Source organism: Synechococcus sp. PCC 6717, from assembly GCF_022698185.1.
In the GTDB taxonomy this organism is placed as follows: domain Bacteria; phylum Cyanobacteriota; class Cyanobacteriia; order Thermosynechococcales; family Thermosynechococcaceae; genus Thermosynechococcus; species Thermosynechococcus lividus.
In genome coordinates this window covers 25482-38728 of record NZ_JAKLTV010000028.1, presented here as the reverse complement: position 1 = coordinate 38728, position 13247 = coordinate 25482, and the positions used below count along the sequence as shown (strand labels likewise).

At 53.1% G+C, this 13247-nt stretch carries 12 protein-coding genes; 5 read left to right on the top strand and 7 right to left on the bottom strand.

Annotated features, from left to right (window positions below):
* The first annotated feature begins 262 nt into the window (after nucleotides 1-262).
* Entirely contained in the window at nucleotides 263-1498 is a 1236-nt protein-coding gene (locus L5470_RS10825) for a DUF4912 domain-containing protein (RefSeq protein WP_499499976.1), read from the top strand.
* Between the two features lie 48 nt (nucleotides 1499-1546).
* Here the strand turns inward: L5470_RS10825 and L5470_RS10820 are convergent, their stop codons facing one another.
* Both L5470_RS10820 and L5470_RS10815 read right to left on the bottom strand, forming a co-directional pair.
* Nucleotides 1547-2422, bottom strand: coding sequence for an alpha/beta fold hydrolase (locus L5470_RS10820; protein ID WP_499499974.1), 876 nt, complete (start codon nucleotides 2420-2422; stop codon nucleotides 1547-1549).
* 108 nt (nucleotides 2423-2530) lie between these two features.
* A complete protein-coding gene (locus L5470_RS10815; RefSeq protein WP_448525189.1) occupies nucleotides 2531-2854 on the bottom strand; it encodes a DUF1815 family protein in 324 nt (107 codons plus the stop codon).
* Between the two features lie 342 nt (nucleotides 2855-3196).
* Between L5470_RS10815 and L5470_RS10810 the strand changes: the two genes are divergently transcribed.
* From L5470_RS10810 to L5470_RS10800, 3 genes are all read left to right on the top strand, one after another.
* Nucleotides 3197-3625, top strand: coding sequence for an NUDIX hydrolase (locus tag L5470_RS10810; protein ID WP_499499972.1), 429 nt, complete (start codon nucleotides 3197-3199; stop codon nucleotides 3623-3625).
* A 79-nt stretch (nucleotides 3626-3704) separates the two neighbouring features.
* Nucleotides 3705-4862, top strand: coding sequence for a PDC sensor domain-containing protein (locus tag L5470_RS10805; RefSeq protein ID WP_499499970.1), 1158 nt, complete (start codon nucleotides 3705-3707; stop codon nucleotides 4860-4862).
* Nucleotides 4863-4925: 63 nt separating this feature from the next.
* Nucleotides 4926-5210: an RNA-guided endonuclease InsQ/TnpB family protein gene (locus L5470_RS10800; RefSeq protein WP_099798909.1), complete on the top strand. Its 285-nt coding sequence runs from the start codon at nucleotides 4926-4928 to the stop codon at nucleotides 5208-5210.
* Nucleotides 5211-5536: 326 nt separating this feature from the next.
* On the opposite strand, the gene L5470_RS10795 is transcribed toward L5470_RS10800, so the two are convergent.
* The 3 genes from L5470_RS10795 to psaA form a co-directional block, all read right to left on the bottom strand.
* Complete coding sequence (locus L5470_RS10795; protein WP_499499967.1) at nucleotides 5537-6142, bottom strand: Uma2 family endonuclease; 606 nt, start codon at nucleotides 6140-6142, stop codon at nucleotides 5537-5539.
* 279 nt (nucleotides 6143-6421) lie between these two features.
* Nucleotides 6422-8647: a photosystem I core protein PsaB gene (gene psaB, locus L5470_RS10790; protein WP_099798907.1), complete on the bottom strand. Its 2226-nt coding sequence runs from the start codon at nucleotides 8645-8647 to the stop codon at nucleotides 6422-6424.
* A 23-nt stretch (nucleotides 8648-8670) separates the two neighbouring features.
* The gene (psaA, locus tag L5470_RS10785) at nucleotides 8671-10938 is read right to left on the bottom strand and encodes a photosystem I core protein PsaA (RefSeq protein ID WP_198405929.1); all 2268 of its coding nucleotides are present in this window, start codon (nucleotides 10936-10938) and stop codon (nucleotides 8671-8673) included.
* A gap of 351 nt (nucleotides 10939-11289) precedes the next feature.
* Here psaA and L5470_RS10780 point away from each other — a divergent pair, with 351 nt between their 5' ends.
* Nucleotides 11290-11697, top strand: a complete 408-nt coding sequence (locus L5470_RS10780) for a RidA family protein (RefSeq protein WP_099798905.1) — start codon at nucleotides 11290-11292, stop codon at nucleotides 11695-11697.
* Here L5470_RS10780 and L5470_RS10775 read toward each other — a convergent pair.
* The gene (locus tag L5470_RS10775) at nucleotides 11675-12223 is read right to left on the bottom strand and encodes a DUF4330 domain-containing protein (protein ID WP_227517300.1); all 549 of its coding nucleotides are present in this window, start codon (nucleotides 12221-12223) and stop codon (nucleotides 11675-11677) included. The genes L5470_RS10780 and L5470_RS10775 overlap by 23 nt on opposite strands.
* A 13-nt stretch (nucleotides 12224-12236) precedes the next feature.
* On the bottom strand, nucleotides 12237-13247 hold the full coding sequence (locus tag L5470_RS10770; RefSeq protein ID WP_499499963.1) for a WD40 repeat domain-containing protein: 1011 nt from the start codon (nucleotides 13245-13247) through the stop codon (nucleotides 12237-12239).

Genomic DNA, 13247 nt, shown 5'->3' with positions numbered 1-13247 from the left:
ACCCACGCGGGTACGGCTTAGTTCTTACTATACTCTTTGTCCCCGTACCCCAACGACATCCCTGCTGCTGCAGGAATGAAACGCGTGTGATCCCCAGTCGCTATAAATGTCATAGATTCATGACATACGATCCCCGAATTTCGGGGAATTACGTATCGGTTGGTCAATATTACGTTTTATTGCCTTGACGGCGCGGATTTTTTTTGCCAAATATGAAGGGCAAGGGATAGCAAGGTCTATCAACACTACTTAGGAGGCACCTATGCCGAAAGATCGCCCCCCCTTAGAAGAAATGACGTTGCGGCAGTTGCGGCGAGTCGCCAGTGAACTGCAAGTGTCCCGCTATAGCCGTATGCGTAAAGATCAACTCCTCGCTGCCATCCGTGAAAAACAGGCAGAAGCCAACGGAACAACTACGATTCCGGTACAACCTGTCCCCTCTAAATTGGAGTCGCAAGAAAAAGTGGAAGCAGCAAAATTCGATCTCGGTCCTGCTCAAGATGAGGTTCTTTTAGCCACAGTGGATGAAGGGCTGGGGGATTTACCCGGCGGCTACGGCGAAAGCCGCATAGTCCTGATGCCCCGGGATCCGCAGTGGGCTTATGCCTACTGGGATGTGCCTAACGAGCACCGTGAAGATCTGCGCCGCCAAGGCGGGCAGCAACTGGCTCTGCGCCTGTACGATGCCACCAATATCAACCTCGACAGTCAAATTCCCCACAGTGTTCAAGAGTATCCCTGCGATGAATTGGCGCGAGAGTGGTACTTACCTATCCCCGTCAGCGATCGCGACTATGTTGTCGAAATTGGCTATCGTTGCCCCGATGGGCGCTGGTTAGTGTTGGCACGCTCTGCCCCGGTTCATATCCCGCCGACCTATCCCTCCGATTGGGTGTGGGATCAGTTCATTACCGTGGATTGGGACATGGATTTGCGGGGCAAGACCCTCTTTGATCTAGGGGCACCCCTAGCGGGTACCGCAGAACCCAACCCCATTTACGAAGGCATCTTTGCCATGGCGGAAGGGGCAGAGGCACAACGGGTCGCCGGGTCTCTCTTTGGTTCTATGCACCAAGTTCCCAGTTCTATCTCGCAATTGCCAGAAATGGCCATTAGCTCCTACGTGTTCCCCTCGGGCGTGGGGTTGTGGGCAGTCCCCACTGTTTCTGGCCTGACAATGTCAGGGGTAGGCTTCTCAGCCTCGGCAGCACCGATCCGTCCCCGCAAGTTCTGGTTAGTGGCAGACGCAGAACTCATTGTCTATGGTGCCACTGAGCCGGATGCCACCGTTACCATTGGCGGTCGTCCCATTAAGCTGAACCCCGATGGCACCTTCCGCTTCCAGATGTCGTTCCAAGATGGGTTAATTGACTTCCCAATTTTGGCGGTGGCAGCAGATGGCGAGCAAAACCGTGCTATCCACATGAAGTTCACCCGCGAAACCCCTGAGCGCCGCACTAATACCAAAGAAGAAGCGGTGTTGGAGTGGTTAGCTTAGGCTGAACCCTTCGCAGGCGTCCCTCTCCCAAGGTGGGGGAGGGATTTTTTATGCCCGTAAAAAGGCGAGGAGTTCACGATTGACGAGGCCGGGAACTTCCTGTTGTGCCCAATGGCCACACTCCGGCAACCACTTGAGTCGCCATGGGGCATGAATCCACTGTCCCATACCGTCTGCAAGGGTTGGTTGCGCAAGGGGATCATCGGCTCCCCAGAGGACGAGGGTGGGGCTAGTAATGGCTTCTCTGTGCTGTTGCAACAACTGCCACCATTGCTGGGGGGAGCATAGGTGGCGATAACTTTTGAGGACAGCGGCGATCGCCCCCGCCTTTTCGAGAGCCGCTTGGTACAGTTGCAGCGTCTCTGTGGAAAAAGCTGCCTTGCGAATGGAGTACCGCTGAAACAGATCGTGGAGAAAGCCCTGTAAATTTTGGCCGAGCCAGTATTCTGCCACCCCAGGAATATGACAGGCCAACAGTGGCCAAGTGCGCCAAAACTGCTCTAGCTGTTGCCATAGTTCTTGACCCGTGCGGTAAGGATGGGGACTATTCAGTACCGCTAAGTGCTGCACCATCTGGGGGAAGCGAGCCGCCACATGCCAAGCAATCAGCCCGCCACAGTCGTGGCCTACAATATGCGCCCGCTCATAGCCCAGTTCCTGAATGAGGGCAACCACATCTTGGCTGAGGGTATCGAGATCATAGCCGTGGCTCGGTTTATCAGAGTCGTTATAGCCCCGCAAATCTGGCACCACCACCTTGAAATGCCGCGCCAAAACGGGAATTTGGAATCGCCACGAGTACCAAAATTCCGGGAAACCGTGGAGCAAAACGACGAGATCACCTGTGCCTTGGGTGACGTAATGCAGGCGAACTTGGTTAACGTAGAGGTACTGATGCTGCCAATTAAAAGACAATTCGGTCATGGATTATGGCGTGGGATCAACGCAGAGGCCAAGGTGTATTTCTAACCTAGCACTACAGCGTTGTTGCTAGCTCAGGGAATGGTCAGCCTTAGGAATAACCGGCAGCGCCTAGGCCGTGACTGCTACGATGGGGGATTGTTTTAAGAGGTTGGCTAATTCTTGCAGTTGATTAATGGCATCTGCCCCCTCTAATTTCATGAGTTCGCGATCATCGCGCATTTCTGTCCAGGTAATGCCATAGTCCGACACTAAAAAGCGGATGAGGTGGTTGTCGGCCAAACTGACCATGAAGGAGGCACTGTTCAGCTCGCCACCACAGGTGTAGCACGAGGCCATGAACCCACGATGCTCAAGGGCAGTGGCTAAGGCTTGCAAATTCAAGACCAGATCTCGGATAAACTGGCGATGTTGCTCGGCTAAGCGATAAAACATAACACAACAAACTCCACAAAACGAATAAACCGATACGACAACCCCCAAGAAAATATTAAGACAATCTTAAGAGTGTGCCACTATATACCAGTTTGTAAAATCTTATGCAAGGGATGAGTTCGTACAACAATTGCTATAGGAGGAGTAACGATAGGGCACTTAACGGTGGTTTCTTGGATTGTCCCTAGGCAGCGCATGGGTCTCAAACAGGTCTCAATGGTAGGGGTTAGGGAAAATTACGCTGCGCGGTCTGATACATCTAGGGGATAGATAGCTTCCATTTTACTTTACAAATGTCAGTCATGGGTTAAGGTGTCTCTGGATACCAAATACCTCAGATGTATGGCCGCATCACCCCTGATCCAAGTTTCCCTTGCTATTCTCTACCAAGGCGATCGCGTCCTCATGCAGTTGCGCGATGACGTTGCAACGATTCTTTACCCCGGGCACTGGGGCTTATTTGGCGGTCACTTAGAGGCCGGCGAAACCCCTGAAATGGGAGTGGTGCGGGAAGTCTATGAAGAAATTGGCTATCGCCTTCCTGAATGCAGGTTTTTTGGGGACTATGTGGATCCCTATGCGCGACGGTCTGTGTTTGTTGCCCCCCTAACCTGTGGTCTCGATGCGCTTGATCTACAGGAAGGCCAAGGGATGGATTTGGTGCCCTATGCGTCCGTGGTGCAGGGGGTTCATTTTGCCACCACCCTTGGGGAACCCCGCCCCCTGGGGAGTATGCATCAGCGCATTCTCCTCGACTTTTTTCACCAGTAGGCATTTGCAACACCCTGCAGTCTGTCTCACCCTAGGATAGAGACATTCAGTTGCGCCGCATCCTTGGAGGGCGATCGCCATGGTGGGTCAATTATCCTTCCGCCACAAACTTTTGCTGTGGACGCTGTTACCCATTGTGGTGATCTATACAGGGCTGTTTTTGTACATTCGCTCCCGCATCGTGCGCCGCAATACCCTTGATTACGAGGAATGGCAGCAGCATTTGGTGGTGCTGTATGCGACGCAGTTTAACGACAACTTGAGACAGATAGCAGAGCTAGCCAGCACAACGGCTCATGCCCTTGAAGTGCTTCCCACGGCTAGTGAGGCAGAGCTTTATCAGTTCTTAACAAAAAACGTACAACTGAATCCGTTGACCTACGGGTCGGCGATCGCCTTTGCCCCCTACAGCTTTTCACCCCAAAAACGCCTCTTTTGCCCCTACGTGTTTAAGCAGGGGAATCAACTGCGCAAGGTGGACACAGGGCAAGTCTATGACTACACCGAGCCCCAATGGCAGTGGTATAGCGAGGCTGTACGGACAGGTCAAGCCCGCTGGAGTCAACCCTACTTTGATAAGGGGGCTGGCAATGCCCTCATGGTCACCTTCTCAGCACCATTTCGTCGCAACGGCCAAATTCGTGGTGTTGCCACCGTAGATGTTGCCCTAGAGAGCCTTGAAGAGCAGATAGATATTGAGGGGTTGCAAGAAGCGCAGTTTTTTGTGCTGGATCATCAGGGACAGGTTATTTTCCATGGCGATCAGACCTACATCGGACAGTCTGTTTTTGAGGTTGCCCAGGCACAGAATCGGTCAGATTTGAAAGAACTAGGGGCGGCGATGGTAGCTGGCCAAACCGGTCATCGCTGGATGCAGGACTGGAGCTCAAGCCGACGACAGTGGATCTTTTATGCCCCAATTTCCCAAGCCCAGTGGAGCTTAGCCATTCGCCTTTATGAGGCAGAATTTCTTGCCTTTGTCCATCAAGAAACCCGGTTTGGCCTACTGATTCTCGTCACCTCCTTTGGCCTGATTAGCATTGTAAACTACTCCCAGCTAAAGCAGGGAGCTTTTAGTAGCCCTGCAGTTAGCAAGCCAACCGCGAGCCTCTGGGGTGGTTTACAACACCCCCAATCGACCGTTACCAGTGCCTTGAACAACCGTTTCTGGTGTCCGCAGTACAATTATAACCTAAAACAACTGAAGTTGCTAAAGGAGCTTTCCTCCCCGCACTGAAGTACGGGGCTTCCAGCCCTACCCGATGTAACGTTCGCCTTTGGCGGCGCGGAGCGCTTTGTCGTGGCGTATGAGGACGTGCAAATCAGAAACGTGGTGAAGACCCATCAGGTAGCCAAGTCGATTGTTGATGCAGCGTGGTATCAATTCCGCCAGTGGCTGGACTATTTCGGGACCGTATTTGGGGTGGTAACTGTCGCTGTCCCACCTCAGTACACCTCCCAGACATCCTCGTGTTGCGGCCATTTGGTCAAGACATCCCTCAGCACTCGTACGCATTTGTGCCAGTGCGGAACTGTGCTGGACAGAGACCCCAACGTAGCTATCAACATTGTGGAGCTAGGTTGACGTACTGTGGGGCACACAGGCTCTTACGCCGGTGGAGAGGAGGCCGCTACTCATCTTCTGGAGATAGAGGTTGAGCACGTCACCTCGTTGACGCAGAAACCTTCATCGGCGACGATGAAATCCCCTCCCTTCGCTGCGCTCAGGAGGGGGAGGATGTCAAACTCATTGCATAACTGGGATGCACTCAACGACAAGCGTACGGCTTTGTAAATTTCAACAATTTTCGGTAAAGGTTGTTAGCTTGCTTCTCTAATTAGTAAAAGTTATCACCGTACTAATAATACTTTGTCTCTAGTTTTCATTGCATTTGATCCTTTTCTGATTACTCATGCCATCTGTGACAACGGCTCAGGTAATTCCACCTCTTCATAGACCAACGCCAAGGGACACTGAAAATCCAAACTCACCAGTTCTAAAATGGGGTTTTCCTCATCCGCTACATCATCTGGATAGGCCGTCAGTTCCCACTTGCCCCCACTGGTTTTGCGATAGCAGTCTATCCCCACTTTCTCGGCATCAATCAACACATATTCCTGTAGAGTAGAGATGCGGCGGTAAAACCTAAACTTATCCCCCCGGTCAAAACCAGCCGTGCTGGGCGAGAGAACTTCAACAATGAGCTTAGGATATTGGATAGCTTCTGTGGCTCGGCGATCGCGCTCATCACAACTCACCACCACATCGGGATAAAAATATGGTCCTCTTTGGCTAACCTGTACCGTCACATCTGCTACATTAATGCGACAGCCCCGTTTCCGTAGGTGTGGTCGTAATTGGCTATAAAGATTCAGGGTAATGTCATTGTGGGGCAATGTCCCACCCGTCATCGCATAGACTTCCCCATCCATGTATTCGTGTTTGATGGGTTGCTCCCTTTCCCATGCCAGATATTCATCAGGTGTTAAACCGCTAGCTTGAGGGTTGGCAATCATGACGGACCTCCATTGGGGGCGAACTCCTCTATCAGTGTCTCCATTTCTTGCAAGGTATTGGCTAAATGGGTGGCGATCGCGGCGGCAATTTTCTCCGGCTCCGTCAGATCATCTTCTGGATTGTTGCCAATATCCCGCAGCCTAGATTTGTATCGTTACACCGTTTCTGTTTTTGGTAATCAATTTGTCCAGATTTAAGTGCATCTTAAGAAATTTTCATAAAAAATCCCCCACCAGAGCAGCAGGGGATTTTGTAGACGTTAACCTAACCTAGCTAGATCAACCGTACTTCGAGGCGGTTGAAGCAATCAGGAAGGCGGCGTAGGTCAAGACATACCCGACGCTAAAGTGAGCTAAGCCAACCAAACGAGCTTGCACGATAGAAAGCGCCACTGGCTTATCTTTCCAACGCACTAAGTTCGCTAATGGTGTCCGCTCGTGCGCCCACACCAAGGTTTCAATCAACTCTTGCCAGTAACCGCGCCAGCTAATCAGGAACATGAAGCCAGTGGCCCACACGAGGTGACCAAACAGGAACATCCATGCCCACACGGAGAGGTTATTGGTGCCAAAGGGATTGTAACCGTTGATGAGTTGAGACGAGTTCAACCAGAGGTAATCCCGCAGCCAACCCATAAGGTAGGTCGAGTTTTCATTGAACTGTGCCACGTTGCCTTCCCAGACACCAAGGTGTTTCCAGTGCCAGTAGAAGGTGACCCAGCCAATGGTGTTCAGCATCCAGAACATCGCCAGATAGAAGGCATCCCACGCAGAAATATCGCAGGTACCGCCCCGGCCAGGGCCATCGCAGGGGAAGGCATAGCCGAAGTCTTTTTTATCGGGCATCAGTTTGGAGCCACGGGCATCCAGCGCACCTTTCACCAAAATCAGGGTGGTGGTGTGCAGCCCCAAGGCAATGGCGTGGTGAACCAAGAAGTCACCGGGGCCAATGGTTAAGAAGAGCGAGTTGTTGCCACTGTTGATGGCATCTAACCAGCCGGGCAGCCAGACGTTACCGTAGTTGGGCCAAGCAGTTGCAGCAATACTATCGGGATTCGACAGCAGCGTGTCAAAACCGTAGAGCAATTTACCGTGCGCCGCTTGGATAAACTGGGCAAAGACTGGCTCAATAAGAATTTGCTTTTCAGGGGTGCCAAAGGCCACCACGACATCATTGTGAACGTACAGACCTAAGGTGTGGAAACCCAAGAAGAGGGAGACCCAGCTAAGGTGGGAAATAATCGCCTCTTTGTGCTGCAACACCCGATCCAACACGTTGCCTTTATTTTGTACCGGATCATAATCCCGTACGAGGAAGATGGCACCATGGGCAAAGGCACCCACCATCAAGAAGCCAGCAATGTACTGGTGATGGGTATAAAGAGCCGCCATGGTGGTGTGATCTTGGGCAATAAAGGCATAGGGCGGCAAAGAATACATGTGCTGTGCCACCAAGGAGGTGATAACCCCTAAACAAGCCAAGTGCCACCCCAGTTGGAAGTGCAATGAGTTGTTGTAGGTTTCGTAGATGCCTTGGTGGGGCATGTTAAACGGCCCCTCTACCTTCGTTCCAAAGAAGTCTTTGGCATCCATCATTTCTTTGATGCTGTGGCCAATACCGAACTGGGTTCGATACATGTGACCGGCAACAATGAAGAGGACGGCGATCGCCAAATGGTGATGCGCCATATCGGTGAGCCACAAAGACTCGGTTTGGGGATGGAAGCCACCCAAGAAGGTCAGAATTGCGCTACCTGCTCCTTGCGAGGTGCCAAAGACATGGCTCGCGGTATCGGGATTCTGGGCATATACCCCCCAGTTACCGGTAAAGAAGGGTGCCAACCCCGCTGGGTGAGGCATGGTGCTCAGGAAGTTATCCCAGCCGACATGCTGCCCCCGGGATTCGGGAATAGCAACGTGAATCAGGTGGCCAGCCCACGCCAAGGAGCTTACCCCAAACAGCCCCGCCAAGTGGTGGTTCAAGCGCGATTCAGCATTTTTGAACCAAGAGAGGCTAGGACGGAACTTGGGTTGCAGGTGCAGCCAACCAGCAAACAGTGCCAAGGAGGCCAACACCAGTAGGAAGATAGCGCCTTGGTAGAGGTCGCCGTTGGTGCGCATACCGATGGTGTACCACCAGTGATACACACCGGAGTAGGCAATATCCACAGGGCTGGACGCACCCGCTTGGGTAAACGCATCAACCGCTGCTTTGCCAAATTGGGGATCCCAGATCGCATGGGCGATGGGACGGGTGTTCAGGGGATCTTGAATCCACTGCTCAAAGTTGCCTTGCCACGCAACGTGGAATAGGCTACCAGACACCCACAGGAAGATAATGGCCAGATGCCCAAAGTGGGAGGCAAAAATCTTTTGGTAAAGATTTTCCTCGGTCATACCATCATGGCTTTCAAAGTCATGTGCCGTAGCGATGGCATACCAAATCCGGCGTGTGGTCGGATCCTGTGCGAGGTCTTGGCTAAACTTAGGAAATTTAGTTGCCATAGTCGGTAGTATCCTCCTCGCCCCTATCCTACAGAAATAATTCGAGCTAGGAAGAATGCCCATGTGGTGGCAATCCCCCCTAGGAGGTAATGCGCCACACCGACCGCCCGACCTTGAATAATACTCAGGGCACGGGGTTGAATTGCTGGCGCAACTTTTAGCTTGTTGTGTGCCCAAACAATGGACTCAATCAGCTCTTGCCAGTAGCCACGGCCACTGAACAGGAACATCAGACTGAAGGCCCAAACAAAGTGAGCACCCAAGAAGAGCAAGCCGTAAGCGGATAGGGCTGAACCATAGGAGCCAATCACCTGGGAGGCTTGTGCCCACAGAAAGTCCCGTAGCCAGCCGTTAATGGTGATGGCACTTTGGGCAAAGTTACCGCCCGTAATATGAGACACGGTGCCATCGGGGGCAACCGTCCCCCACACATCCGATTGCATCTTCCAACTAAAGTGGAAAATAACCACGGAAATGCAGTTGTACATCCAGAACAAGCCAAGAAAGACGTGATCCCAACCGGAGACTTGGCACGTGCCACCCCGACCGGGGCCGTCGCAGGGGAACCGGAAGCCCAAATTGGCTTTATCGGGAATTAAGCGAGAGCTACGGGCAAACAGCACACCCTTGAGCAGAATCAATACCGTCACGTGAATGGTGAAGGCATGGATGTGGTGCACCAAGAAGTCAGCGGTGCCAAGGGCGATCGGCATCATGGCGACTTTGCCACCCACTGCCACAACATCACCCCCAAACGCCACGCTAGCAGTGGCTGCGGCGTTGGGAGCAGTACCGCCCGGCGCAAGGGTATGCAGGTGCTGCACCCACTGGGCAAAGACCGGCTGCAATTGAATGCCAGTGTCAGAGAACATATCTTGGGGACGACCAAAGGCTCGCATGGTGTCGTTGTGGACGTACAGTCCGAAGCTGTGGAAGCCCAAGAAAATACAGACCCAGTTCAGGTGAGAAATAATGGCATCCCGATGCCGCAGAACGCGATCCAACACGTTGTTTTGGTTGACGGCTGGGTCGTAGTCCCGCACAAAGAAAATTGCCCCATGAGCGGCACCGCCAACAATCAGGAAGCCGCCAATCCACATATGGTGGGTGAATAGCGATAGCTGGGTTGGATAGTCGGTGGCAAGGTAGGGATAGGGCGGCATCGCGTACATGTGCTGCGCCACGATGATGCTAAGCGACCCCATCATGGCCAAGTTGATCGCCAGTTGGGCATGCCAAGACGTGGTCAGCACTTCGTAGAGACCTTTGTGCCCAGTCCCAGTGAAGGGGCCTTTGTGAGCTTCAAGAATTTCTTTGAGGCTATGGCCAATTCCCCAGTTGGTGCGGTACATGTGACCGGCAATGATAAAGAGGACGGCGATCGCCACGTGGTGGTGTGCCGTATCCGACAGCCAAAGGCCACCGGTAACGGGGTTTAAACCACCTTTGAAGGTCAAGAAATCTGAGTAAGCGGCCCAGTTAAACGTGAAGAACGGAATCACACCGCTGAACACCCCCCAATTGATGTTGGGGTAAAGCTCTGCCATCAAGCTGGGGTTGAGAATGAACTCATGGGGCAGCGGAATATCCTTCGCCGCCACACCCGCATCCAGGAGCTGATTGATGGGGAGCGAAACGTGAATTTGGTGACCCGCCCATCCCAAGGAACCGAGGCCGAGTAAACCAGCCAAGTGATGGTTGAGCATGGACTCCACGTTTTGGAACCATTCCAGCTTGGGAGCGCGCTTGTGATAGTGGAACCAGCCTGCAAAGAGCATTAAGCCAGCCATGACCAAGCCACCGATCGCGGTGCAGTAAAGCTGGAACTCATTGGTGATCCCAGAGGCTCGCCAGAGTTGGAATAGCCCCGAGGTGATTTGGATGCCGTGGAAACCACCGCCGACATCACCGTTGAGGATGCCTTGACCGACAATGGGCCAGACAACTTGAGCACTGGGCTTGATGCCGGTAGGATCGGCCAGCCAAGCCTCATAGTTAGAGAATTTTGCACCGTGGAAGTACATCCCACTCAGCCAGATGAACACCACTGCCAGATGGCCGAAGTGTGCACTGAAGATTTTGCGGGAAATATCTTCGAGGTCGCTAGTGTGTGTATCGAAATCGTGGGCAAGAGCGTGAAGGTTCCAAATCCATGTGGTGGTTTGGGGACCTCTGGCCAAAGTGCGATCAAAATGCCCAGGTTTTGCCCATTTCTCAAAGGACGTAGGTACCGGGTCATTGTCAACCACGACTCTGACTTTTGGCTCTCGCTCCGGTGGACTGATGGTCATCGAGTCTCTCCTCTCTCTTAGGCAAGGAAGGAACGAGGGCATTCGCTTCATTTAATAGACTGGTCGTTAGGATAAAGATTATGAAGAATCTTTACTCTAATGACACCGAATGGAACGATAAAGCCCGTTCTGGAGGCGAATGCTCAATTCAGCATTATAGAAGGGTAGTACAGGCTTTGCCGATAATTAACATTATTTAAGATGCTTGAATTCTTGACATGTTTATGGGGGTATAAATGCATATCTTTGCGCTATGATACCCATTGATTTGTTGCTGGTATGGGTTTGACAATGCCCTATATCATCAGCTTTTAGGGCGATCGCCCCGCTTTGTAAACTATTTTAAGTTTTATGACGAAAGTAATTATTTATACACCGGATGCCCCAGCCCCCGTTGGGCCTTACAGTCAAGCGGTACAGGTGGGGGAGTGGGTCTTTTTGGCGGGGCAAATTGCCCTTGATCCGCAGACGGGGGAGGTGGTTGGTGGCGAAGATGTTGTTGCCCAAACCCGTCAGGTGATGCAGAACCTGAGTGCGGTGCTCAGGGCAGCGGGGAGTGACTGGTCGCAGGTGGTGAAAACAACAGTATATTTAGCGGACTTAAATGATTTTGCTGCCATGAATAGCGTCTATGGTGAATATGTTGACCCCGACACAGCTCCCGCACGGGCGTGTGTTGAGGTTTCACGTCTGCCCAAGGGGGTGAAGGTGGAAATTGACTGTGTGGCAATGGTTCCTAAAATGTCCTCACGGCAATGACGGATGCGCGAAAGTTATACTCTTTGCCCTCTAGTTCGACAGGGGTACCTACTTTGATGGCACTGTTCCCAAGGACAGGGCCACTGTTAGTCACTTGACCTTTGCCTTCGAGGGTGACTAAAAGATTGCTGCTAAAGGCCATTTCGGGGCGCGGGTCGGGTAGGGCTTTTACCGAGCCGTCGGGCTGCGAGACGGTGACGGTGCGGGGTAGCACTTGGACATTTTTGACTGTAATTTGGCCGTAGGGCTGGTTGCGGATAATAAAGTTTGCCGTACTGCCGTTGGGAATTAAGTCTTGGGGCGTTGGGGTACTTAAGCCCAACACGAGGATATCGACTTCTATGGGCTTGGCGGTGGTGATTTGGGCAAGGGAGGTGCCCGATCGCCCCGGCAACACAAACAAGCCCACAAGTACGCACAGCAGCACAACTCCGGCACCAATGTCTAGCAGACTGAGTTTGCCAAAAAGGCGGCCATAGCGATCGATCAACTGCATCCACGTTGCCCCATACCTGAGCAGCAACATCCTACCACAGGCATTACCCCGCTTGAGCGCTCCAAACCCAGACCTCCCCTTGAGAGCCACCAGCGGCAAGATAGTGCCCTAAGGGATGCCATGCCAGCGCACTCACATCCCCAGCATCTAGGAGTTGGCGGGGTTGCAACTGCTGCCAAAGACAGAGCCACCCCTCATCCCCGCTGGAGGCAAAGCCTTGGCCATTGGGATGTAGGCTCAGCGCTCGCACGGTGCCACGATGCAGCTCCAAGAGATTGGGTTGCCAACTGTCCTGTTCTGGGCTGAACTGCCAGAGGATGATCCCCTCTTGGGAGCTCGTGAGAAGGCGCGGCGCGATCGCCCCTAGGGTAGGACTCAGCCAGTTCAAGTTTCGCACTTTGCCGGGGAACCCCTGCATCTGCCATGGATACTGATCGCCCCATCGCCAGACAAAGAGGGTGTGATCCATGTTGCTGGCGGCTAGGTAGTCGCCTTGGGGCGACCATGCGAGACCCACAGCGGCGGACATAAACCCAAGGGCGAGGGGATCGGCATCCCAATCTGCCACCGCCCACACCTGAATCCCGCGGTAGCCTGCCACAGCCAAGGTCTCTCCCGTGGGTTGCCAAGCAAGTGCTAAAACGGAGGACTCGCCAAAGTCGAGGGTCGTGATCACCTCTGCGGCAGCTGCATCCCATACTTGGACGTAGTGCCCCAAGCTAAAGGCCACCCATGGGTGGTGCGGGTGCCATGCGAGCTGATCGATCCACACTGAACCATAATTCAGAAGGTGACGGCGATCGTCTCCTTCGTGCCAAGAGCCGATGATCAGCCGTCCTTGCTGGCCAGCCGCCGCCCAGCGATCGCCTGCGACCGCAAGCACATCAAGGCTTTGCTCGGTTGCTGGTTGCAGGATCACCTGTTCCCCTAACAGCGGATCAATCTGATACACATCCCCTGCGGCAGAAGTAGCTAAAAGATAGCGATCGCCCCACGCCACGGCGGTAACGTAGTCCTGAAGTTGGGTCTGCCCCAACAGGGTTAAGGTGGCCAT

Coding starts and splice junctions, on each gene's coding strand:
- L5470_RS10825 (WP_499499976.1), top strand. CDS start 263: ATGCCGAAAGATCGCCCCCCCTTAGAAGAAATGACGTTGCGGCAGTTG.
- L5470_RS10820 (WP_499499974.1), bottom strand. CDS start 2,422: ATGACCGAATTGTCTTTTAATTGGCAGCATCAGTACCTCTACGTTAAC.
- L5470_RS10815 (WP_448525189.1), bottom strand. CDS start 2,854: ATGTTTTATCGCTTAGCCGAGCAACATCGCCAGTTTATCCGAGATCTG.
- L5470_RS10810 (WP_499499972.1), top strand. CDS start 3,197: ATGGCCGCATCACCCCTGATCCAAGTTTCCCTTGCTATTCTCTACCAA.
- L5470_RS10805 (WP_499499970.1), top strand. CDS start 3,705: ATGGTGGGTCAATTATCCTTCCGCCACAAACTTTTGCTGTGGACGCTG.
- L5470_RS10795 (WP_499499967.1), bottom strand. CDS start 6,142: ATGATTGCCAACCCTCAAGCTAGCGGTTTAACACCTGATGAATATCTG.
- psaB (WP_099798907.1), bottom strand. CDS start 8,647: ATGGCAACTAAATTTCCTAAGTTTAGCCAAGACCTCGCACAGGATCCG.
- psaA (WP_198405929.1), bottom strand. CDS start 10,938: ATGACCATCAGTCCACCGGAGCGAGAGCCAAAAGTCAGAGTCGTGGTT.
- L5470_RS10780 (WP_099798905.1), top strand. CDS start 11,290: ATGACGAAAGTAATTATTTATACACCGGATGCCCCAGCCCCCGTTGGG.
- L5470_RS10775 (WP_227517300.1), bottom strand. CDS start 12,223: ATGTTGCTGCTCAGGTATGGGGCAACGTGGATGCAGTTGATCGATCGC.
- L5470_RS10770 (WP_499499963.1), bottom strand. CDS start 13,247: ATGGCCACCTTAACCCTGTTGGGGCAGACCCAACTTCAGGACTACGTT.